This is a genomic window from Siphonobacter sp. SORGH_AS_0500 (assembly GCF_002838835.1).
GTDB lineage: Bacteria > Bacteroidota > Bacteroidia > Cytophagales > Spirosomataceae > Siphonobacter.
The window spans coordinates 1-22,498 of the sequence record NZ_NHPP01000010.1 but is presented as its reverse complement, the minus strand read 5'-3'; the positions used below and the strand labels follow the sequence as shown (position 1 = coordinate 22,498).

Genomic DNA, 22,498 nt, shown 5'->3' with positions numbered 1-22,498 from the left:
TGCTTGATTAACCGCCTTAATCTTACCCTTCAAACTTCTTAAACACCACAGTTCCGTTATGCCCACCAAAGCCAAAGGCATTACTCATGGCTACTTTCACGGGGTATTCCTTGGTCTGACCCAAGACGATGTTTAACTGAGAAGAAATTCGGGGGTCCAGTTCCTGTGTATTAATTGTCGGCGGAATTAAGCCGTCGCGAATCGATAGAATGGAAATGATGGCTTCTGCCGCTCCCGCTGCTCCCAACAAATGACCCGTCATGGATTTGGTAGCACTAATTTGTAAGTGATCGGGGTGAGAGCCAAAAAGTTTGGTAATAGCCGCGATTTCACTTACGTCTCCTACGGGTGTAGAAGTCGCATGCATATTCAGATAATCCAGGTCAGCTTCATTCAATTCGCCATCCTGCAAAGCCAGTTTCATGGCCTGATAAGCTCCGAGCCCCTCAGGATGCGTGGCCGTCATGTGATAAGCATCAGCCGTCATGGCTGCTCCGGCCAATTCGGCGTAGATGTACGCTCCCCTGGCTTTTGCGTGCTCGTATTCTTCCAAAATCAAAGCTCCCGCTCCTTCCGCCATAACAAAACCATCGCGGTTGACATCAAAAGGCCGCGAAGCCGTGAGCGGATCATCGTTGCGGGTAGACATGGCTTTCAGAGCACTAAATCCCCCTACCGATGCGGGGGTAATCGGTGCTTCACATCCGCCCGTAACTATTACTTTCGCTTTGCCCCAACGGATGTAGTTAAAAGCATCCATAATAGCCGTGTTAGAAGTGGCACAGGCGGATACCGTGGTATAATTGATGCCCATTAATCCGTGGCGAATAGAAATCATTCCCGAAGCCATATTGACGATGAGTTTGGGAATAAAGAAAGGACTAAACCGCGGCGTGTTGTCAGCAAGTGTATATTCCCGAACCTGCTCTTCAAAGGTTTCCATTCCACCCTGACCCGAACCCCAGATCACTCCCGCATCGAAGGGGTTCATCTGGTTAAAATCCAAACCTGAATCAGCAATGGCCTGGTCGGCCGCAATAAGGGCATAGTGCGTGAAAGGATCATTGCGACGAATGTCACTTTTATCCAGGTAATCGGAAGCCTGATAATTCTTTAATTCGCAGGCAATCTGGGTTTTAAATTTTTCGGGATTGAACCGGGTAATCCGGCCTGCTCCACTTTTGCCCTGGGTGACGTTATTCCAGAAAGTGGTTACGTTATTCCCCAGCGGAGTCAAAGCTCCCAAACCCGTAATGACTACTCGTTTCATGCTAGTATATCAGACAATAATTGTTGACGTATGCGGCTGTAGAGATCTGTTTGCTGCACACGGGAAAGTGATAAGGAAGAAATCAGACTAGAAATCAGCACTAAAGCCCGGTCGGAGGCTTCCCCTTTGAACTGAAATACCTGTTTGGTTCGCCCCTGTTCCAGGCAAGCAGTTAACCAGTCAAGAATGACCCGGCTCATCCGTTGAATTTGGGCCTGCATGGCGGGAGAAAGCGTTTCAAAATCGGGGGCTAGTGATCCCATCAGACATACCATTCCCTTTTCGTAAGAGTTTCGGTAAATGTCCATGAACCATTCAATCTGCTCCTTTTCCGATTGATCACTCCAGCTACTGCTTAATTGCTGAAAGCCCAATACCATTTCTTCAATCACGCTCGCTCCCAGTACTTCTTTACTGGGAAAATGATAATGAATGGCCGCGTTCTTTATTTTTAGTGGAGCCGACAAATCCGCGTAACTAAAGGCATTATAGCCTTTGGTACGAATCAACTCCTCCGCCAGATTTCTGATTTTATCTTTTGTCTCCATAGAAATTCTGGCAAACTTACTTACTAGTAAGTAAATATACAAATAAGAATTTCGATTGTCTATTACCCCTAAAACAAAAGCGGTTCGATGGAATTCGAACCGCTTCCCAAACACTTCCTATCCATAACTTACCCTGGGGCAAGAAAAACATTAATCCTTATAGATTTCAACCGTCTTCTTCCCATCCGCTGTGATAAAGCCGCGATACATGCCTTCCGAATTAAATGGCATGGAAAAATTACCCTTGGCGTCCAAGGCAATCACGCCGCCTTCTCCGCCTCGTTCCACTAATTTTTTATTCACCACTTCCTTCGCTGCCTCTTCTACGGAAAGCCCTTTGTACCGCATTAAAGCAGCAATGTCATAGGCAACTACGGAACGAATGAAGTATTCGCCGTGACCTGTGGCGGATACCGCACAGGTTTCGTTATCGGCATAGGTTCCGGCTCCAATAATGGGAGCATCACCTACCCGTCCATATCGTTTATTCGTCATTCCACCCGTAGAAGTACCCGCGGCCAGATTACCGTATTGGTCCAAAGCCACGCAGCCGACGGTACCAAATTTTTTGCCTTCCGAAAAGATGAGCTCTTCTGCCCGGCTACTGGCATTTTTGGGAGCTTTGGTCGGTTTAGCTGGTTTTTCTTCCGAATGATCCAGCTTTACCTTTTCTTCTTTCAGGGCTTTCTGAAGTCCCTGCCAACGGTTTTCAGTGTAGAAGTAACTCGGATCTACGATAGTGAGGCCTTTCTCTTTAGCAAAAGTTTCGGCTCCCTTGCCAATCATCATCACGTGCTCGGATTTTTCCATGACCGCCCGAGCCGCTGAAATCGGGTTGCGAACAGTAGTTACTCCGGCGACGGCTCCCGCTTTGAGCGTTTTTCCATCCATTACCGCTGCGTCTAGCTCATTTTTTCCTTCGTGAGTAAAGACAGCTCCCTTGCCAGCATTAAACAAAGGCGAATCTTCCATGACGTGAATGGTAGCTTCCACCGCATCCAGACTCGTACCTCCTTTTTTTAATACATCATAGCCTGTTTGTAAAGCCCGATTCAGGGCTTCGCGGTAAGCTTTTTCTTTTTCGGGAGTCATGTTTTGCCGGGTAATCGTACCCGCTCCTCCGTGTAATACCAGTGTAATTTTTGAAGGATCCGGGTTTTGAGCAAACGCCGAAGTGCTTAATAAAAGAAAGAGTAACTTTTTCATAATAAATGGGATTCTTAAAACGCGAAAAACCATCCGTAACTGCCGCTACGGTAAAGCAGGACTTATACCCGCAAAAAGACTTTTTTAGTATAGAGAAAATACAGGAAAAGCCATTTCATGAAAAGCATGCCCAGCACCGTCAATACGGCTTTCAGGGGTACCGAATCCAGATGCTTGATTAAACCGCCGAAGAAGAATTCACTGGCGTGTTCAAAGCTGACGACTAATCCACTCATGTAAATTAAAATGGAATTCATACCAATGACGGTAAAAAGTATAGTCCATTTTTTATAGCCTTTGACATCGATAATCCAGTAAAAGATGGAGAGTAGTAACAGACTACAACCACCCGTCACGCAGACGAAGGAGCTGGTCCAGAGGTTTTTATTAATGGGAAAAACCACATCCCACAGCAGGGAGAGGCCAATGAACGCCAAACCTAATCCAACTAAATGAATGATTTTTCTTGAAGCGGTTTTGCTCTGGTTTTTCAGTACCGTGCCTGCATAAATCCCTAACAAGGCATTACAAATCGCGGGAATTGTGGAGAGTAAGCCTTCGGGATCGTGTACGGTTAGGTAGAGTTTCCCCGGCATTAGTAACCGATCTAAATAACCCGCCAGACTGCATTCCATTGTTAATACTCCCGCTCCACAACCCGGCACCGGAATGAGCATCATAGCAGCCCAATACCCTAGTAAAATCACGAAAAACCAGACATAACTCGCCCGTTTTCCCGCGTAAAGGTAGATGAGTTGAGCAAACATACCCGCTAGCCCGATTCGACCTAATACGCTACCAAAACGCATTTCGGCCAGGGGTTTTTGGAAAATTCCGTTGTTAAGGATGATTCCTAAAATAACCAGCGTAATCCCACGACTCACAATTTTCCGGGCCAGTTTACTTTTATCTTCTCCCCGGGCAATTCGGCCATCCAGTGAAAAAGGCGTGGATACGCCCGCCATGAAAAGAAAAAGTGGAAAAATTAGATCGTAAAAGCGGAAACCGTTCCAGGCGGGATGCGTCAACTGATCGGCCATGAATAAGGCCCAGCTCCAGCTTGTGGTTTTGGCCAGAGCGTAGAAAATTTCATCTCCACCCATAATCCAGAACATATCGAAGCCCCGGAGTGTATCCAGCGATAAAAGCCTTTTGATGGGTACAGGCTGAGCCACTTCGGGCTCAGGGACAGTAGAAGTTAAAGACATTGCGAGTAAGCGGTATAGAGTCTGAAAACGTATTTGTTAAAATGAATTGTTAAATATGCTCAAAAAGCTTTTAATACCGATCTTAATAATCCCATGAATCGTACTGAGACTGCTGCTTTCGTAGGCTAGTCTACGGCAACTTGTCAAGTTTTTACTAATCTACCACACCATAGGTACTTACACTGGCTATCGCTACGGGAAAAAACCGTCTGCTAAACTTTAACAGGTGTTTAATTCATATTAATGCAACATTGTTGCACATACAACTACTTTTGCTCCTTCTAGCGAAAGTCAGATGCGGAATTGTATAATAATACCTCTTTTAGGCTGTAGCATGTGGTGGTATTCCTTCATTTCTACTGCACAAACTCAGCCCGTTTGTCGATACCACTTGCAAGGCCTCGTACAGCGTACTGATGGATTACCTATACCCGAAGCAAGTATCTGGATTGAGGAAATTCATCGGAACATTCAAACCGACAGCACAGGTCATTTTACATGTACGGACTTATGTCAAGGGATCTATACCCTCCGTTGCCAGTTCATGGGATATCAGCCCGTAATTAGAAAGGTTATTATCCCTTTTTCTTCCCTGCTGAGCATTCAGATGGTCTCCCAGGCAACGGATTTAAAGGCCGTCACAATTATCCAGCACCGATATGAAGGACAGCAGCTTTTGCAAGTGCAGGCCGAACTATCCGGTCAGGGCATGGATGAATCTCGGGGCCAGTCTCTAGGTGAAAGCCTGAAAGCTCTGACGGGTATGTACTCCATTCAAACGGGTCCGTCCATTTCCAAGCCTGTCATCCACGGGTTACATAGCAATCGTATTTTAATTCTTACCAACGGCGTACGGCAGGAAGGACAGCAATGGGGCAGTGAACATGCTCCAGAAATTGATGCCTTCCTGGCTTCCCAGATAACCGTTATCAAAGGAGCGGCCAGCATTCGCTATGGCTCGGATGCCATTGGCGGCGTAATTCTGCTGGAACCTAAAAACATGCCCACCCAACCAGGCATTGGCGGCGAGGCTTATGTAGCGGGAGCCAGCAATGGACGAATGGGCGTTGTATCGGGCATGCTGGAAGGGGTACCCTCCCGCTGGATACAGGGACTAAGCTGGCGTATCCAGGGTACGCTGAAAAAATCGGGGTACATTCAAACGCCACGATACTATCTGGAAAACACAAGTTATCAGGAACGCAACTTTTCTGGTGACGTCCATTATGACCGAAAGAATGCGGGATTAGAGGTTTTCTATAGTCGTTTTGCCACCAAAATAGGCCTGTTCACCGAGGCCCAGATTGGTAGTCTGTCTGATTTATACGCGGCTATCCATCGTTCTGAACCGCTGGTACAACCCAGATTTTCGTATGAATTGAACCGTCCTTACCAGGACATTCAGCACGACTTGGTGAAACTTCGAACGTATGTGCGGTCAGAGCGACTGGGAACGTTCACAGCCACTTTGGCCCGCCAGCAAAATCTGCGACAGGAATACGATTACGTATCCTTTAGTGGTTCCCTCAATCCTGAACTTTACTTAAAACTTATTACTCATACTGCAGATCTAATCTGGGAAAAATCAAAAAACGCTACTTCCGGGCAGTGGTCCAGTACGGCAGGCTTTACGGGCTTCACCCAGGGAAACGTCCGAAAGTATTTATTCCTCATTCCTAATTTTCGTACTTACACGGGTGGAGTTTTTGCACTGGAACGCTTCAGTCGCAAACAATGGTCGGCAGAAATGGGGCTGCGATACGATTACCGCTGGCTCAGGGCTTACTTTCTCGATGAGCCAACCAATACTATCTATTATAAAACGCACAACTGGTCCAATACGAACGCCTCGCTGGGCATTTCATACCAGCTTCGGCCGAATCTAGACTTAACTACGAATGTAAGTACAGCTTGGCGAGCTCCAAACGTCGCCGAACTCTACTCCAATGGGTTACACCAAAGTGCCGTAGCCTATGAGCATGGCAATGCCAATCTGAGACCGGAACAGGCCTACAATGCCTCGATTGCTCTTCATTACTCCCACCAATCGTTTACGGCAGAATTGGGGCTTTATTCTAACCTGATTTCAAACTATATCTACTTAAACCCAGACTCATTGCCTCTGGTACGGCAACGTGGCGTTTTCCCCTCCTACAGTTACAATCAGGTACGAGCAACCTTCAAAGGCGTTGACCTGACTTTTAGCTATGCTTTTACGACCCACCTGAGTTTTACCTCCAAAACATCCCTGCTGTACGCCTACGATCATACGAATCAGGATTACCTGGTGTTTATTACGCCTAACCGAACCGACAACAGTATAACCTATACGTTGAAAGACTGGAAAAAAATGACCCGTACCTACCTGAAAATTTCGGGTTTGTACGTGGCTCGACAAACCCGAGCCCCCACTGTTACCAGTCGACTGGAAAATGGGCATTTTGTCTATACGGGAGATTTTGCCTCACCACCGCCGGGATATTTTCTTTTCGGTGCTGAAATGGCTACCACCCTTGCCCTTGCCAAACAATCAATCGGGATTATTCTCAGCGGTACTAATCTGACGAATGTAGTCTATCGGGATTACCTAAACCGCTTCCGCTACTTCGCTGCTGAACCCGGTCGAAGCATCAACCTTAAGATTAAAATCCCTTTCTAATTTTTCTATATTAAACAATCAATGACCATGAAACGAATCCTTTCAGTGTTAGGCTTCTTATCCGTCTTTTTTCTGGTAAGCTGTAACAAAGAAGAGCAATCCGTTGCTCCTACGATTGATAACGAAGCCCTGACAACAGCTACGCTTCAGCTCACCAATAAAGCGAACCCTACAGAGGTAGTGACTGCTACCGTGGATGGCCTTAACGGAACTGTCGATTTTAGCAAAGACACGCTTCGACTCAAGGCTAATGCTTCCTACAGCGGAGTCATACTGCTTTTGGACAAAACCAGCTCCCCCGTCGCGGATGTTAGTGCGGAAATCAAGGAACGTCAGAATATTCACCTCTTTGTTTATACCCCCGCCAGTGGTTTGAATATGGCTGTCACCATTACGGATAAAGATACGAATCCCGCTCCAGGTCCCTACCCGGTTGGTCTGACGTACGATGTACGCACGGGAGCCGCTAGCACGGGCAAACTGCATGTGGTCTTACGTCACCAGCCTAATACTAAAGACGGTACTGCTACTCCGGGTTCTTCGGATCTCGATACCAATTTCGACGTTGTGATTCAATAAGTATAGTCTTTCATCTATTTACATCCAGCATTATGAAACGTATTCTGCCATTTCTGTTTAGTTTGATCCTATTCGTACCTACCCTTACATTTGCCCAGACCAACCCCCGTTCGTTTGTGGAAGTCTTTGGAGGCTGGTCGGGGATTTCCGGCAATTTTTCCCAAAGCAATTACGCTAATCCTCGCTCCGGTTTTGCCCGCTCCGGTTCCGTCGGAGGTATTCAGGGAGCCTGGTTTTGGGGTAAACATTTCGGACTGGGCCTCAGTATTAGCCAGGCTGACTACGGCGTTCGAACCCAACCGTTAGCGGAAGGTTACCGGGAAGATTTTGACGTTGATCAGGCCATCGTTACCAGCAAACATTACAGGCTCCATTCGTTTCTGGCGGGGCCGTACTATTCATTTGCTTTTAACAAATTCACTCTGGATCTAAGGGGACTTGCGGGTTTTTCTACCGCCACATTACCCCTCTTGCGTGTAGCCCTGGAAGACGAATCCGTGTTTACCCAGAATAAATCAACCGCTACCAGTTTTGCTTATCAACTGGGGGCTGGTGTTCGCTGGGCTTTCCTTCCTCATTTTGGCTTATCCTTACGAGCTGATTACGCTAGTACAAAGCCAGATTTTTCCGTTTCTTATACCAACATCAACAATACGTCTGGTCGTATGATTTCGTCGTACCACGAGAAAATAAGTGGCGTTAACGGCACCCTAGGTCTTTCGTATCAATTCTAATATCTGTTCATTCCGAATGTACGGGGAAAGCATAACCCGAAAGCTTTCCCCATACGTCCGGATTGCGGGCAACATGCCGTTACCAGGAATACAGACAGATGTCCATCGAACGTCGTACGGAGAAGGGTTCTAGTTCATGAATGCTTAGGTAAGCCACAACTCTTCGAATGATTGATTTTCAATAATTTATAATTACAACAAAAGAGCCTTTGAATTATTCCTGCGGATGAGTTGGTTCCTTTTTAGTTAGATAACCGCATTTAAAATTCCTTTCTGTTTCCATTTGAGTACAGAGAAATCCTATCTTCGGTTATTAGTCCATCCGAATTATACCATGTTCACGCGAGTTACTCTCCTTTTTTTACTAAGTACGCTAAGTGTATGGGCCCAGAAACCCACTTCTATTGACAGTCTCATTACGGCTCGGCCCTTTACCGAATATGTCAAACACCTGTCTTCTGATGCCTTTGAAGGACGTAAGCCCTTTAGCCACGGAGAAGAAGTAACGGTTAAGTATCTGGAGACTGAATTCAAGAAAATGGGTCTTAAGCCTGGTAATAATCAGAGCTACTTTCAGGACGTGCCTTTAGTTGATATTTTATCCAAGCCTTCGGTTCCTTTAAAACTGGCGACTAACAATAAAGAGCTTAAACTTAATTACCTGACTGATTTTGTGGCAGCCAGCCGCTGGACGGATGCCAAAGTCAGTCTGGAGAATTCGGAGATGGTTTTCGTAGGGTACGGCATTGTCGCTCCCGAATTTGGCTGGAACGATTACCAGGGCCTTAATGTCAAGGGCAAAACGGTTCTGGTATTAGTGAACGATCCGGGTCTGGCTGATTCGACACTTTTTAAAGGTAAGACCATGACTTATTATGGTCGCTGGACCTATAAATTTGAAGAAGCGGCCCGGCAGGGAGCCGCCGGTGTTTTGCTTATTCACGATACCAAAGCGGCCAGTTACCCCTGGGACGTTGTGAGAAGCGGCTGGTCGAAATCCAAGCTCTACCTGCAAAGTCCAGATAATAACCATAGCCGAGCCAAAGTAGAAGGCTGGCTTTCGAAGGAAACGACGGAAAAGTTACTAGCAATGGCCGGAAAAAGCACGGATTTGTATCAGCAGGCGGCTAAACGCGGTTTTAAGCCCGTTCCTCTGGGCGTGAAGGCTTCGATTGCTTTGGATAATCAGGTCAAAACTTCCGTTTCAAAAAACGTACTAGCCTACCTTCCCGGAACAGATCGGGCGGAAGAAGTGGTCATTTATACTGCTCACTGGGATCACTTTGGCAAAGGAGAGCCCATCAACGGCGATTCGATTTACAACGGAGCGGCGGATAATGGTACGGGCGTTGCCGCCATTATGGAACTGGCCAAAGCCTTTACCCAACTTAAAAAAAACCATCCCGCTCGCTTTTGTTCATGAGCGTGACGGGCGAAGAGCAGGGTCTTTTGGGCTCGGAGTATTACGCTACGCATCCCGTGTATCCGCTTTCCAAAACCATTGCTAACATCAATCTGGATATTTTGCAGCCCTTTGGTCGGATGAAGGATGTGATTATTGTAGGGAAAGGGCAGTCGGATTTAGATGATATAGTGGAAGGAGCCGCCCGCCGGCAGGGTCGCTTTACCCGCCCCGAATTCAACCCCGCTGGCGGCTGGTACTTCCGATCAGATCACTTCAATTTTGCCAAAGTCGGCGTGCCTTCCATGTATTTAGAAAACGGCGTGGTTTCCATCGAACATGGGGAGCCTGGGGCCGGAAGAAAAAGGAAGATTATAATACCAATCATTACCACAAACCCTCCGACGAGTACGATCCTAACTGGGATTTATCAGGTATCATTGAAGACATGCGACTTCTGTTTAACATCGGCTATAAGCTCACAACCGAACCCGTTTACCCCGGCTGGAAAAAGGATTCAGAGTTTAAAAATATTACCCGTAAATAAGTAGTGGATCGTTTTTAGCGGCTGCGGTTATCCGTTTACAAATTGATACTCAATGGCTCATAACCCAAAAAGGGTTTCAGATCTGATAGTCTGAAACCCTTTTTTTATAGACAGGACTTAAGAATTTTAACGCAGTGGCTCAATTCCTCTTCATTGGAAGAAGCAAAGCCTAACCGGGTAGAGGGAAAAGTTAAAGGCCCATGCTGAATGCCATTCGAGAAATAGAGTCCCTTTTTTAAAGCCTTGCTGGCCACTTCTACCAGATTAGTCCCTTCTTTGAACTGAGTCCAGAAAGCAAGGCCGCCTCGGGTGTTTGAAAGTGAATGCTATCGGCTAATTCGTGGGATAAAGCCTGAGTAAAATAATCCCGCCGCTTTTTGTAGATTCTCAAGCTTTTCGTAAATGCCGCTGAATCAGGCCTTCTTCGAGTAATTGAGCCAGTGCGTTTTCCAGCATCATATCACCCTGTCGGTCAATGATTCTTCTCAGCCGGGATAAATGGCGAATGGCATCTTCAGGCCCCACTAAATATCCTACGCGGAAGGCTGGAGCAATGGTCTTCGTAAACGAGCCGCAGTACATAACCATTCCGCTCGTATCCACGCTGGCCAGGGGAAAAAGGGGCTTTTGCTCGTAATGAAAATCAAAGTCATAATCATCTTCGAAGATGAGAAAACCATACTGCCGCGACAGACTCATCAGCTTCATCCGACGCTCGGCTTTTAAAGCTACGGTCGTCGGATAATGATGGTGCGAGGTGAGGTAAAGCATGCGAATCGGGTACTGCTGGCAAAGCTCAGCTAAAACCTCAACCTGAAGGCCATGCTCATCTACGGGCACACTTAGCAGCCGGGCTCCGGCCTGCTCCAGATTAAGCGTCGAACCCGACCAGCTCATCGAGTCCAGGGCTACGTAATCGCCGGGTTTCACAAAAGCGGTACTGGTTAAGAAAAACCCATCATCGTTCCCCGAACAATGAGCACATTAGCAGCTGTGGTATGCAGCCCTCTGGTTTCATTCAGATACAGGGATAACTGCTCGCGAAGCCAGCCCGAGCCCATAGGGTCATTATAACCCAAACGGCTATACGCATTTGAGCGAAGCAGTTGATTGCGATACGCCCGGGAAAGATCCAGCAAAGGGGCTAACCGAACGTCGGGAAATCCATCATCCAAATGGTAAGGTCCCTGGGCCAGCAAAGGGGGACGCTCTAAAAAAGGCTTGGACTCAAAGGAAAAGCCTGCCGTTTTTAAAGGATCAAAACTTGTTTGAAGCGAGGGTTTACTTTCTGGAAAATGCGTGGTGACGAAAGTGCCACTCCCCTGCCGACTTTCCAGCCAGCCCTGAGCCAGTAATTCATCATACGCCTGCACAATAGTTTTCCGATGAACCTGTAGTCGTTCCGCAAGCTTTCTACTGCTCGGTAACTGTTGACCCCAAAGCAATTGACCGCTTCGAATGTGATCCATCAGCTGAGTAGAAAGCTGAAGATATAAGGGCTGAGAACTGGTCCGATCCAGGGTAAGGGTGAACGTCCACATCGTAAGAAAAAATGTACTGCTTTGATTACCGCACCGTAGGTGATAAGAACAGTAAAAAAAGCAAATGACTTTCGACTAACCTTACCACTCGGGCATTAATCTTTCGTAAAGAGCAGTTTTTTAGCCCCCTGTGTATAGTCCATGGTATGGCTTTCTGGATTAAATATCATTTTTATATTGGCGTCTTCGCAAAGGAACACCTGATTTTCAAAGGCATCTAGTTTGAATGGCCTTTGCTTTTTGGCCTGAGCGTGACCGTATAAAAAGCCGTCTTTGATGTATATTTTAATTTTAAAAGGTAGGTCAGCAGACGTATATACGCCTTCATACTTTTCCAGGCTCTGGCTCGTCACCTGAATGGGTTTATAGCTTTCAATTTCAACCTTTTCCCCGTAAAGAATTTTTCTTACTTCAGCCGATGGGATCTTGGTCCTCCGCATGTAGTTGTTCTGTAAGGCGATGAAGGTTTTTTGATGATCCAAATGCCTTTCAATGAAGGTGACGTAACCCGCCCAGCTACCCGAATGATTTACGATCTTACCGTACTTGTCAGAATTTTTGATCATCCATCCAAAGCCATAGGTCGTTTTCTTGCCATCCAGGGTAGTAGTTCCATTGAAAATTTGCTCTTTGTCCGTCTGGTTAACCAGCTTGTCGGTGTAAAGGGCCTGATCCCATCGGAGCAAATCTTCCAGGCTCGAATTGACCATTCCATCCCCTACGATTCCGTCGAGAAAATAGGAGTAATACGCTTTGCCGTAGCTATCGGGTAATACTTTTTTACCCGTACTATCCTGCTCATAGCCTAAGGCATAGTTTTCTATTTTGTGAGGTTGAAAACGACTTCGATATACCAGCGTATGGTTCATTTGCAAGGGTTTGAAAATGAACTTATCCAGATATACGCCATACGTTTTTTTAGAGACTCGTTCAATGATACTGCCCAGTAGCATATAACCCGTATTGCTGTATTCGTACTTTTCATTAGGGGCAAATACTACTTTAGGCTGAAGCCGGGCAAAAGTCTTAATGACATCATCGTTGGTAGCGATTTTCGTTTTGTCCCAATGCTCATCCATGACATCCATGTAATCGGGTAATCCTGCCGTATGATGTAGCAAGTGGCGGATCGTAACGGGGCCATAAAAATGAAGTTCTGGAATATACTTGGAAAGTAAATCGTCGTACTTGAGTTTTCCCTGCTTTTGCAAAAGGACAATTCCCATGGCTGTAAACTGCTTGGAAACCGACGCCAGCTCAAAAACCGATTCAGTGGTTAATAATCGCCCTGATTGTTCTTCGGCCTTGCCGTAACTTTTTTCAAAGATGGGTTTTCCCTCTTCTGCCACGAGTACATTTCCATTGAACTTCCCATAATTATATAAATTAGTGAAGAGGCTGTCGAGAAGTTCAACTTTAGTTTGAGCGGTGGTGGAATAGCAAAAGGTAACTAGCAGTAAAAAGGTAAGGTTGAGCTGTTTCATACCAGAACGATAAGGTGGCTGTCTATAAATTATAAGTAATGACGTCTATTTATCTAGAGTCGCTGCATGAGCAGCATTTAAAATCATCTGGAAGCTAATTCTGAAGGGTTATAATAAGATAGTAAAAGAGAATTGGACTACTCAAAATATAAAAAATGGACGATTATACCCATCCAATAAAACTAGAGTTTTGTGAAAAAAAGCAATGAAACCACAGCCTTTACTTCCCAGCCGAGCCCCTAAAAAAGCCAGTTTAGAAAAAGAGGTAATCTACCCTATTTTGGACGAAGCTTTATTCTGCACCATTAGTTACGTGCAGGACGGTCTGCCTTTTTCCATTCCTACGTCTTTCGTGCGTTACGAAGACAAACTATACATCCACGGCTCGGTAGGTAGTCATTTTATTCGAAGTCTTGAAACGGGAATTCCCGTTTGCATTACCATTATGCTGGTAGATGCGTTGGTAGTAGCCCGATCAGCTTTTAGCCATTCGGTAAACTATAAATCCGTCATTGTTTTTGCCGAGGCGGAAAAAATTGAATCGCCTCAACTCAAGTGGGATTCTTTGCAATGGTTAACAGAGAAGATCGTTCCAGGCAGTTGGAATTACCTGCGGCCCATGACTGAAAGCGAAGTGCGTAAAACTACCGTTTTAGCCTTTTCTCTCGATCAGGCTTCGGCCAAATCCCGGACGGGCATGCCCAATAATGAAGAAGAAGATCTACCGCTTGACATCTGGTCGGGGATTATCCCCCTGCAACACAAACGCCTGACTCCCATTGCCGATGATCTTTCGCAGCATATTCCGCTACCTGAACATTTGCGATAAGAAGTGAGTCAATGCTCGGTGTTGGTTTGTCATCCGACTAACTACAAGCTGAATAATAAACGTTTCATTATTCAGCTTGTCATCTTGAACGAAGAGAGACCTCCCGTAAAAATGGGCCGAAGTTTACGAAAAGCTAATGAACTCCCACCCAAGAAGTGGTACCCAATCTTAAGTAAGGTCCTTCGCTTTGCTCCAAATGACAGCAAAGGTGACAAACGCATATACTTCAGCCTAGCCGATGCCAGCCAAAAGCTGGCATCATTCTTCTAACCTCCAATGATTGACATCTAATCCCTTATAAATATAAAGCTTCTTCTATCTCCTCTGAATGACGGCTACCACTATTTTCAAAGCCTTAAAAACCAAAAGAGCCGTTTCTCTGCATTAGAGAAACGGCTCTTCACGTAATAAATCTAAAGTGTTATTTCACTTTGAAATCCACCCGCGTTTTGTCCCAAGCCATAGAAATGGTTCCTGAGTTCGCAACGTTGATCATGAATTTTTCGGTCATTTTACCTGATTTAGCGGGCACTTTCACACGAAGCACGTCATCCGCTTCCTGATACTTATAAGCTCCCCACTGTTCAGCCGTCTTGTTGAAAATAATCGTCCATTCTTTTTCACCAGGAATGGTAAATAAAGCGTATTTACCAGCGGGCAGGTCTTTACCTTCTACTTTCAGATCGCCTGACGTTTCAAAGGTGGTTGCTTCGTTGGCACCCGTACGCCATACTTTTCCGTAAGGAGCAATTTTATCGTTCGCATCCCATACGTTACGGCCTTTTACTGAAGGCTGAGAGTAGTTAATCGTAATAGTTTTACCATTTACTTTTCCCATAGCCACGGCTGGAGGACTAGGGCGTTTAGATTTGTCTTCAGGAGCTTTCGTATTCTGAGCAAAAACAGCAGTCGTGAAAGCCAGGAAGGTTACAAAGAAGGTAAGCAATGCTTTTTTCATGTGATGCATAAAGTTAAGACATACAAAAAACGGTCTTTCTGCTTAATTGTTCTTAAAGAAGCCATTAAAAATTTGACGCAGAATTATCCCATTTTACTACGGCCTTTAATCCGTTCACTTCAGGTATGAGCCGTTAACGGCTAAATCTATTTTAAAAAGGCAACAAAACTGTATCTTGCGTTCATCGTATCATTTATTTCGTTTCAGTTTGAGAAGTGATTAACCCTGTTTAAGCTTTTCAAACGTTACACGTACCTTGTTTTCCACATTCATGAAATCATTTTTTCAATCGGCTCTTTTGATGGGCTGCGTTCTGGGCACGACACTGGCTCAGGCTCAAAAACCAAAAAAGACGGTGGTTCCCGCTTCTCTGCCCGAGTTTCAGATGAAGCTCGAGCAACCCGCCGCTCACGTTCGCTTTTTAGCAGCCGATGAAATGCTAGGACGTCGCACTGGTGAAATCACCAACAATGTGGCGGCCCGTTATATCGCCGAGCAGTATCGTCTGCTGGGACTTAAACCCGTTTCGGGCCAGACGGATTATCTGCAACCCGTATCACTGGAAAGTGTCAAGCCGGGCAAGGATGGGTTCCTTTTCTTTGGAACCGATACGCTGAAGGTGAAACAAAATTTTATTGTCCTTTCTGGCGAGCCGACTACATTTACCAATACGCCCGTCGTTTTTGCAGCCTATGGTAATGAAAATGATTACCAGGGACTGGATGTAAAAGGCAAAATCGTCGTTGCCCAATTTGGTTCAGCCGATGCTAAATCGCCTATGGAAGGCTTTGAGTCCATTGAAAGAAAAACAAAACTTGCCGTTGAGCACGGAGCCTTGGCCCTAATCGAAGTATTGCCTCCGCAACTTCCCTGGGTAACGGTGGCTAATTACTTTGGTAAAGAAAGCGTTCGGGTGAAATCCAGCAACGCTGAGCAAAACAAACTACCCCACATCTGGCTGGGTGGCCCTTCGGCCAAAGGTTTTAACCGCGATCAGGTTAAACAAATCACCGGAAAAACGGCATCCATGACCGTTAAACCCCTCCGGGCCTATAACGTAGCCGCCGTGTTAGAAGGCTCTGATCCAACACTGAAAAGCGAATACGTCATCCTTTCCGCTCACTTTGATCACGTGGGTACGGGTAAGCAGGGCGGCGGTCCATACACGGAAGCCGACAGCATCTTTAACGGAACCCGCGATAATGCCATGGGAACAGCGGCAGTGTTGGAAGCGGCTCAAACGCTTTCGAAAGTAAAGCCCAAACGCTCGATTCTGTTTTTGAATTTCACGGGGGAAGAACTGGGCCTGCTAGGCAGTAAGTATTATGCCGAGCATCCATTAATTCCATTGAAAGATTGTGTATACAACCTGAATAATGACGGAGCGGGTTATAATGATACAACGCTGGTAACGGTGATTGGTCTGGAACGTACCGGAACGCAGACGCAAATTGAAACTGCTGCTAAAGCCTTCGGCCTGAAGGTCAATGCAGATCCCGCTCCTGAGCAGGGACTTTTTGACCGCTCGGACAACGTGAGCTTTGCTGCCAAAGGTATTCCTGCTCCTACATTTACACCCGGTTTTACTAAATTTGACGCGTCTCTCTTCAAGTTCTACCATCAGGTAGCCGATAACCCTGAGACGATTAGTTACACCTATTTACTTAAATTCTGTCAAACCTACGCCTACGCCGCTCGACTGATCGCTAACATGCCTCAGCGGCCCCAGTGGATAAAAGGGGATAAATACGAAGCGGCTAGTAACCAGTTGTATTCGAAGTAACAAAAGAGAGGCATCGGAAAATTTCGATGCCTCTCTTACTTACTAAAGCATATGCCTAATGATTACAAATAAGAATTCTGCTATATGCTAATGGCTGTTAACGATTAGTCATTTCTCTGGTACGACAATAGGTTATAAACGATTGAAATATTTATGTAAATTTACAATTCGATTGTAAATTTACATAAATGATTGAAAGAACGCTATCTCTAAAGGCCCAATCCTTGTTACAACAGTACCCTATAGTATCCATTTCGGGCCCCCGTCAGTCTGGAAAAACTACGTTTTCCAAGCTGTTTGCTTCTCAATATAGCTATGTAAACCTAGAATTACCCGATATCCGCAGATTTGCCTCTTCAGACCCCAGAAGTTTTCTTGATAGTTATTCCAATCGGGTTATACTAGATGAAGTACAGAATGTACCGGAGTTATTTTCGTATTTACAAGTACATACCGATGAAAGAAATCAACCCGGTCAATACATTCTTACTGGCTCTCAAAATTTTCTGCTTATGGAAAAAATCACCCAATCCTTAGCAGGTAGAGTAGCCTTATTAACCTTATTGCCCCTTTCCTATTTTGAATTACCGAAGAAGCCCTCTGTTGAAAATTTTATATACTCGGGCGGCTATCCACGTCTGATTAATACAGGAATTGCTCCAGAAGATTTTTTCCCAACTTATATTCAGACCTATGTAGAACGGGACGTACGTCAGTTACTTCAGATTCAGAACTTAACTTTGTTTCAAAACTTTCTGTATCTACTCGCTGGCCGAGCAGGTCAGGTTTTCAATGCTTCTAGCCTAGGTAATGAACTTGGTGTTTCTGGCCAGACCGTTGAATCCTGGATGTCCGTCCTGGAAGCTTCCTACATTGTTTTTCGCTTACAACCTTATTTCAAAAATTTCAATAAGCGTATTACCAAATCACCCAAGCTTTACTTCTATGATACGGGTTTAATTAGTCATCTATTAGGTATACGATCCGAAACTGACTTACAACTACATTTTGCCCGCGGAGCCATCTACGAAAACTTTGTTATTCTTGAGATCATGAAGGAACTACTTAACCAAGGGAAGCGTCCGCAACTTTATTACTGGAGAGACAGTAATCAAAATGAAGTAGACTTACTGATTCAGCAAGGTTTACAACTGAAAGCAATAGAAATTAAGGCAGGGAAAACGATTAATAGTGAATTTTTTAAGGGACTAAACTACTTCCACAAACTAGTTCCTGACGCTGACTTGAATTTAGTTTACAATGGTAATGAATTCCAGCAAAGAAGCGACTGTACAATTTATCCGATGCATCAAATCAATTCCATTATTTCCTAACGATTGTGTATAAACCATCGTTAGGCATAAATAATCATTTCCTATCCTAATAACTAACCATAATCTGGAGGTTACAACTCCCGAATCTTCATATTTCGAAACCAGACGGCATCCGTATGGTCCTGTAGAGCGATTTTCCCGCTAATGGCTTTCGCAAAATCGGGGAAGTTCCTAAGATTACTTTTCTGCACTTTGGTCTTCCAATCGGGAGCGGTGATTGTAGCATCAGCGGTTTTCAGACCATTCAGAAAGAAGATTACTCTTCCATCGCGGTGTACAATTCTGGAGTGATTCCATTCGCCAAAGGGCTTAGGTTTTGAGTTTTCGGCTTTTCCGCTAATGTCATACAAACAACCCGCCCAGTGTGTGGGGTTGATCTTGTGCCGCTCCTCTCCATTCTCATTATCGAGGAGTTGCATTTCCAGCCCCGTCATGTAAGCCGTAGGATTCTTCGGACTTTCCTGCACGTTGATAAATACGCCGCCATTACCCCCTTTGGCAATTTTCCAGTCGTAGGTCATCTCAAAATTCTGATAAGTGCTGTCACTTACCAAATCACCGAAATCACCCGCCTGGGACTTCGGATTACACCAGAGCTCCCCGTTTTCTACCGACCATTTCGAGGTCGTATCGCCGTGATTATAGACGTGCCAACCTTTGGTGGTTTTTCCATCGAAAAGAAGCTTCCAGCCGTCTTTTATTTCCGCCTCACTTAAGGTATTGTGGGCCGTCTTATGAACAGAATCTTCTTTAGAAGTTGACTCACAGGCAGAAAGCACTCCTACAGATAGGGCTAATAAACAGACCAAGGTTCTAAAACTGCACTTCCACTGATTAATCATTATATCAATTCAATTAATAAATTCATTTTTTCAAATACCATCAAACCAACTATTCATCTCCGTTGCCGCTAGTTCACTTTTCCAGGATTATTGGAGCAATTTACAACATTCCCTTCAATCCAGATAGCTCCTTTCGTTTTATCAAAGCAAAACTGCGACCCCCTGACTTTGCATTTGCTGATCAGCTTAACCGCAAAATCTTCGAATAGAACTAGAAACCTTTTCTTAATTGAAGCTGCAGCCACCAGATTAATTTGAGTTTTATTCGTGAAAAAATAGACCTGCAACAGTATATCAAATTTTTAACTATGAAAAGAGTGTATTTAATCCAAACGCACTCTTCTTTTTATAGTAACTTAATTCAGATCGGCAGCGACTCTACAGACCAATCTAAAATTCACGGTCATGACTGACCTAAAACACTGAATCCGCTTGACATAGACAATTTCGATTTAAATTCAATTTTTTTGTTAATCCGAATCATAAGTCCGATCTAGCGAAGAGCTCCTGCTATTATATTGTCACTTTACTAGCCTCAAATCTCCGGTGATTTCCTAAAATACCAAAAAATATCCCAAAATTTAACTTACCTAGTAGCATTTGTTATGGTTACGTTACCCAATTTTCTATTTCGCTTACTTTTAATACACTATTATTACATAAAGCATCGTATTTTTAGGAAACATGTACCTGGTATTAATTAAATCACTTAATTCATATACTAATATGCATTTTGTTCTTTATAAATAAATAATTAGGTTATGTGCTAAAGGTGTAAATCAAAGAAGAATCGATTAATAAATAACCCAATAACTGTATCATGCATAATCTGAGATTTAGAGAAATCAATGGTTTTACGGGCTAGTCTTTTTATTCGAGATCTTAAAGTGAGATGCTTTCGTTCAAGGGATTGCATAAGAGATTTATCTTGAATCCGTTTAGATTGATCCAAACAATCTAGGTAAGCCCACCAAGCATCGGTAACCCATTGATGGGTTCTTATTTTGGCTTGCTCTAGTAGAGCTAATAATCGTCTAAAGGTAGCATTTGTACGACGCCCGAATACGAACGCAACAATTTTACCTGTAATAGCATCTTCCACCCACCAAAGCCAACGTGGATTTTTCTTTTTTTCAACATAACTCCACATCTCATCAACCTTAAGAATGAGGGATTTACGATAGGTGTCTTTATATTCTGGATTTACGGAAACTAAGTCATTACGTTTTTTTCAAATACTTAATAACTGTGGAAGTACTAATTTTTAACACACGAGCCGTCTCTCTGATTCCGTTGCCATTGAGAGCCATTTCAATGATTTGTTTCCTAATAGCAGGTTCATATCCTCGATTGACATATTGGTGAACAAATGTTTTACCGCAACTATAACATCGAAGTCTAGGTTTCCCTAATGGTGTTATACCATGACGCTTTACTGATGCTGGCGAACCACAATGTTTACATTTGACTGCTTCATATACCATGTGCAAATTTAATAATTTACACCTTTACAACATAACCAAAAATTACTATATAAATACACAAAATTATAATTATGAACCATTGTAAGCATATACTTCATTAACCTACACTAAATATTACCAAGGTATAAAAGATACAAATCTTAATCATTCATAATAAATCTTTAGTATTACAAAATTAAAGCACTAACAATCAAATGATTAATATATATAAACCTAAATAATAAGTTAATTACAATAAATATCTTAAAATATTATTATCAATTACCTATATTAAAAATATATCACTTCATATCTCATAAAAATTCATATTTACAAAATATATCATTAATATATATGAATTATAATAAAACGTTATATATCTTTATGCCTCAATCAAACCTTTAAATTATGAGGCATTTTTTATTTATTATTTTCTTATTTTTTACTCAATATCTCTACGGACAGAGTACAGTAAAGCATAACTTGGGTGTTATTTTTCATGATTCAAATTGGGGGCAAAATACCATTTTATGGAGCGATGGTAGCTATCACAATAACTATTGGACAAATGCTCCTTCTTCGCCTCCACCTGGCCCTTCTCTAACTGTTCAGGATTGGCCTAGACTTAGAGCAATTATTGATGGGTGGTCGTCTAAAGGAGGCCATGCTATTAGTGTCCCTGTATTTTGGGATCGTTCTCAATACGGAGAAAATTCTTTCGAATTCCGAGAATACATTTGGCTTTTACAGAGAGCTCAAACTAAAAATCTTAAAGTAGCTTTCTTCTTATTACCTTTTAGACGTAATGCCAAGGATGCCAATGGAATTGTTTATCCTGAAAACACCACAACTACGTCTTGGAGTTTTCAAGAGGAAGACATTGAGTACGATTCCAATGGCATTAAATTTGGGGAGCCTTTTTACCATAGCTTAGCACTTGGTAGCCCTAAATGGGCTAATGTCTATAAGTGGATTGGCAAGTTTGTCGAAGCGATTGCACCTTACCAAAATGTTATTGATTACATCACCATTGGTACTAATGCCACGTACGAAACTTCACTTAAAATGGAGGCTGAGGATGCCGCGAATCCTATGACAGTAAATGCATGGAATACTTGGCATATATCCAAATATGGAAATGTTCCAGGAGCCATGGCGAAAAGAAGCCAAGTAAGCGTGGATGAAAACAAAATCAGAACGGCAAAATTCCATAGTGATATTTATAAGAACATCAATGAAAATGCAGCTCATAAGATAAAAAGCATTTTACCTAATGTTAAATACCTTTGGCATGGGGGATCCATGGATGACGTAACCTTTTTACGGGGAGCTTTTACTAATATGGCTACCTTAAATACTTCTCTAATTGATGGTGTTAAACATAATCCAGATGGATCTTGGGATCCGAGTTTTGAAACTAAAGCCATTGCCTCTCAAGGTCGAATAAATATCATCGAAGCTACTAAAAGCTCTGTATTGGAAAACTCACCTGAGTTACTTACCGACTATGTAAAAAAAGCAATAGACAATGGAGCTACTGAGATTTCATACTCATTCTTTGATTCTTTTTACGAGAGCCCTAGTTTAGATACATATTTAAATCAGGTTGTAAATGATCTTAAGGCCACTGGATACTGGAATAAATCCATCCAAAACGTTCAAAACCCTAATAACCCCGATGTCTTAACTTTTAAAACGAGCGTAGCAGCCACTAATCGATGGCTAGATTACCGAGAACCTTACACCTCAGCTTTTAATAATAGTAAAAATGCTCACGGGGGCGTTTCTCCTACAATTGTTTGGATTGATGATCTTGAAAACACTGTTTGTAATTTTACCTTTAACACTACAGGCGGCGGCAGCAAAAGCTGCAGCAGCCCGGTGAGTTTATCGACTAATTGCTCGGGCAATGATTGTTCGGGGGTGAGCTACAGCTGGAGTGGACCTAATGGCTTCACGGGTTCAGGCAGTTCGGTGAGTCTGACGGCCCCTGGCACAGCGGGTAGCTACATCTACACGGTAACGGCGAGTAAGAGTGGATGTACTTCCCAGCAGAAGCAGGTGACCTTGACGGTGAGTTGTGGAGGAACGTGTAACTACACGAACAATCA

Annotated in this window: 18 protein-coding genes and 2 pseudogenes; 9 read left to right on the top strand and 11 right to left on the bottom strand. The window is 43.8% G+C overall.

Annotation, left to right across the window (positions count from 1 at the left end; all coding sequences use genetic code 11):
• Positions 1 to 22 precede the first annotated feature (22 nt).
• From fabF to BWI96_RS13280, 4 genes are all read right to left on the bottom strand, one after another.
• A complete protein-coding gene (gene fabF / locus BWI96_RS13295) occupies positions 23 to 1,270 on the bottom strand; it encodes a beta-ketoacyl-ACP synthase II (RefSeq protein WP_106637114.1) in 1,248 nt (415 codons plus the stop codon).
• Entirely contained in the window at positions 1,267 to 1,818 is a 552-nt protein-coding gene (locus BWI96_RS13290) for a TetR/AcrR family transcriptional regulator (RefSeq protein ID WP_106637113.1), read from the bottom strand. The genes fabF and BWI96_RS13290 overlap by 4 nt, the downstream gene beginning before the upstream one ends.
• A gap of 150 nt (positions 1,819 to 1,968) precedes the next feature.
• Complete coding sequence (locus BWI96_RS13285; protein WP_106637112.1) at positions 1,969 to 3,024, bottom strand: isoaspartyl peptidase/L-asparaginase family protein; 1,056 nt, start codon at positions 3,022 to 3,024, stop codon at positions 1,969 to 1,971.
• A gap of 62 nt (positions 3,025 to 3,086) precedes the next feature.
• Positions 3,087 to 4,232 (bottom strand): acyltransferase family protein, encoded by a 1,146-nt coding sequence (locus tag BWI96_RS13280; protein ID WP_106637111.1) that lies wholly within the window; start codon positions 4,230 to 4,232, stop codon positions 3,087 to 3,089.
• Positions 4,233 to 4,623: 391 nt separating this feature from the next.
• On the opposite strand from BWI96_RS13280, the gene BWI96_RS13275 reads away from it, so the two are divergent.
• From BWI96_RS13275 to BWI96_RS22920, 5 genes are all read left to right on the top strand, one after another.
• The gene (locus BWI96_RS13275) at positions 4,624 to 6,891 is read left to right on the top strand and encodes a TonB-dependent receptor domain-containing protein (protein WP_232793721.1); all 2,268 of its coding nucleotides are present in this window, start codon (positions 4,624 to 4,626) and stop codon (positions 6,889 to 6,891) included.
• 27 nt (positions 6,892 to 6,918) lie between these two features.
• Positions 6,919 to 7,470 (top strand): hypothetical protein, encoded by a 552-nt coding sequence (locus BWI96_RS13270; RefSeq protein WP_106637246.1) that lies wholly within the window; start codon positions 6,919 to 6,921, stop codon positions 7,468 to 7,470.
• A 32-nt stretch (positions 7,471 to 7,502) separates the two neighbouring features.
• Entirely contained in the window at positions 7,503 to 8,204 is a 702-nt protein-coding gene (locus BWI96_RS13265) for an outer membrane beta-barrel protein (RefSeq protein ID WP_106637109.1), read from the top strand.
• A gap of 334 nt (positions 8,205 to 8,538) precedes the next feature.
• Entirely contained in the window at positions 8,539 to 9,627 is a 1,089-nt protein-coding gene (locus BWI96_RS22925; protein WP_198555255.1) for a M28 family metallopeptidase, read from the top strand.
• Positions 9,624 to 10,157, top strand: coding sequence for a M28 family peptidase (locus BWI96_RS22920; RefSeq protein WP_198555254.1), 534 nt, complete (start codon positions 9,624 to 9,626; stop codon positions 10,155 to 10,157). The genes BWI96_RS22925 and BWI96_RS22920 overlap by 4 nt, the downstream gene beginning before the upstream one ends.
• 383 nt (positions 10,158 to 10,540) lie before the next feature.
• Here BWI96_RS22920 and BWI96_RS23330 read toward each other — a convergent pair whose 3' ends face one another.
• The 3 genes from BWI96_RS23330 to BWI96_RS13250 all read right to left on the bottom strand — a co-directional run bounded on the left by BWI96_RS23330 (position 10,541) and on the right by BWI96_RS13250 (position 13,178).
• Complete coding sequence (locus BWI96_RS23330) at positions 10,541 to 11,083, bottom strand: PLP-dependent aminotransferase family protein (protein ID WP_369804166.1); 543 nt, start codon at positions 11,081 to 11,083, stop codon at positions 10,541 to 10,543.
• Between the two features lie 14 nt (positions 11,084 to 11,097).
• Positions 11,098 to 11,694, bottom strand: a complete 597-nt coding sequence (locus tag BWI96_RS23325) for a GntR family transcriptional regulator (protein WP_369804165.1) — start codon at positions 11,692 to 11,694, stop codon at positions 11,098 to 11,100.
• A 95-nt stretch (positions 11,695 to 11,789) separates the two neighbouring features.
• Positions 11,790 to 13,178 (bottom strand): serine hydrolase, encoded by a 1,389-nt coding sequence (locus BWI96_RS13250; RefSeq protein ID WP_106637108.1) that lies wholly within the window; start codon positions 13,176 to 13,178, stop codon positions 11,790 to 11,792.
• A gap of 205 nt (positions 13,179 to 13,383) precedes the next feature.
• Between BWI96_RS13250 and BWI96_RS13245 the strand changes: the two genes are divergently transcribed.
• Positions 13,384 to 14,007 carry a pyridoxamine 5'-phosphate oxidase family protein gene (locus BWI96_RS13245; protein ID WP_106637107.1) on the top strand — a complete coding sequence of 208 codons (624 nt, stop codon included), beginning with the start codon at positions 13,384 to 13,386 and terminating at the stop codon, positions 14,005 to 14,007.
• A 421-nt stretch (positions 14,008 to 14,428) separates the two neighbouring features.
• Here the strand turns inward: BWI96_RS13245 and BWI96_RS13235 are convergent, their stop codons facing one another.
• The gene (locus BWI96_RS13235) at positions 14,429 to 14,965 is read right to left on the bottom strand and encodes a DUF2911 domain-containing protein (RefSeq protein WP_106637245.1); all 537 of its coding nucleotides are present in this window, start codon (positions 14,963 to 14,965) and stop codon (positions 14,429 to 14,431) included.
• Between the two features lie 271 nt (positions 14,966 to 15,236).
• On the opposite strand from BWI96_RS13235, the gene BWI96_RS13230 reads away from it, so the two are divergent.
• Positions 15,237 to 16,748, top strand: a complete 1,512-nt coding sequence (locus tag BWI96_RS13230; protein WP_106637105.1) for a M20/M25/M40 family metallo-hydrolase — start codon at positions 15,237 to 15,239, stop codon at positions 16,746 to 16,748.
• 224 nt (positions 16,749 to 16,972) lie between these two features.
• Positions 16,973 to 18,082 (top strand): ATP-binding protein, encoded by a 1,110-nt coding sequence (locus BWI96_RS13225; RefSeq protein WP_198555253.1) that lies wholly within the window; start codon positions 16,973 to 16,975, stop codon positions 18,080 to 18,082.
• 71 nt (positions 18,083 to 18,153) lie between these two features.
• On the opposite strand, the gene BWI96_RS13220 is transcribed toward BWI96_RS13225, so the two are convergent.
• The 3 genes and pseudogenes from BWI96_RS13220 to BWI96_RS23320 form a co-directional block, all read right to left on the bottom strand.
• A complete protein-coding gene (locus BWI96_RS13220) occupies positions 18,154 to 18,891 on the bottom strand; it encodes a DUF1080 domain-containing protein (RefSeq protein WP_232793720.1) in 738 nt (245 codons plus the stop codon).
• Between the two features lie 799 nt (positions 18,892 to 19,690).
• A pseudogene (locus BWI96_RS13210) lies at positions 19,691 to 20,119 on the bottom strand (IS1 family transposase); the annotation flags it as partial.
• Positions 20,120 to 20,144: 25 nt separating this feature from the next.
• Positions 20,145 to 20,408, bottom strand: coding sequence for an IS1-like element transposase (locus BWI96_RS23320; protein WP_106637100.1), 264 nt, complete (start codon positions 20,406 to 20,408; stop codon positions 20,145 to 20,147).
• Positions 20,409 to 20,795: 387 nt separating this feature from the next.
• Here BWI96_RS23320 and BWI96_RS13200 point away from each other — a divergent pair.
• Positions 20,796 to 22,498, top strand: a pseudogene (locus tag BWI96_RS13200) (hypothetical protein); the annotation flags it as partial.

Bases quoted from the DNA above. Each gene is read 5' to 3' on its own strand.
- fabF (WP_106637114.1), bottom strand. From the start codon at position 1,270: ATGAAACGAGTAGTCATTACGGGTTTGGGAGCTTTGACTCCGCTGGGG.
- BWI96_RS13290 (WP_106637113.1), bottom strand. From the start codon at position 1,818: ATGGAGACAAAAGATAAAATCAGAAATCTGGCGGAGGAGTTGATTCGT.
- BWI96_RS13285 (WP_106637112.1), bottom strand. From the start codon at position 3,024: ATGAAAAAGTTACTCTTTCTTTTATTAAGCACTTCGGCGTTTGCTCAA.
- BWI96_RS13280 (WP_106637111.1), bottom strand. From the start codon at position 4,232: ATGTCTTTAACTTCTACTGTCCCTGAGCCCGAAGTGGCTCAGCCTGTA.
- BWI96_RS13270 (WP_106637246.1), top strand. From the start codon at position 6,919: ATGAAACGAATCCTTTCAGTGTTAGGCTTCTTATCCGTCTTTTTTCTG.
- BWI96_RS13265 (WP_106637109.1), top strand. From the start codon at position 7,503: ATGAAACGTATTCTGCCATTTCTGTTTAGTTTGATCCTATTCGTACCT.
- BWI96_RS22925 (WP_198555255.1), top strand. From the start codon at position 8,539: ATGTTCACGCGAGTTACTCTCCTTTTTTTACTAAGTACGCTAAGTGTA.
- BWI96_RS22920 (WP_198555254.1), top strand. From the start codon at position 9,624: ATGAGCGTGACGGGCGAAGAGCAGGGTCTTTTGGGCTCGGAGTATTAC.
- BWI96_RS23325 (WP_369804165.1), bottom strand. From the start codon at position 11,694: ATGTGGACGTTCACCCTTACCCTGGATCGGACCAGTTCTCAGCCCTTA.
- BWI96_RS13250 (WP_106637108.1), bottom strand. From the start codon at position 13,178: ATGAAACAGCTCAACCTTACCTTTTTACTGCTAGTTACCTTTTGCTAT.
- BWI96_RS13245 (WP_106637107.1), top strand. From the start codon at position 13,384: ATGAAACCACAGCCTTTACTTCCCAGCCGAGCCCCTAAAAAAGCCAGT.
- BWI96_RS13235 (WP_106637245.1), bottom strand. From the start codon at position 14,965: ATGAAAAAAGCATTGCTTACCTTCTTTGTAACCTTCCTGGCTTTCACG.
- BWI96_RS13230 (WP_106637105.1), top strand. From the start codon at position 15,237: ATGAAATCATTTTTTCAATCGGCTCTTTTGATGGGCTGCGTTCTGGGC.
- BWI96_RS23320 (WP_106637100.1), bottom strand. From the start codon at position 20,408: ATGGTATATGAAGCAGTCAAATGTAAACATTGTGGTTCGCCAGCATCA.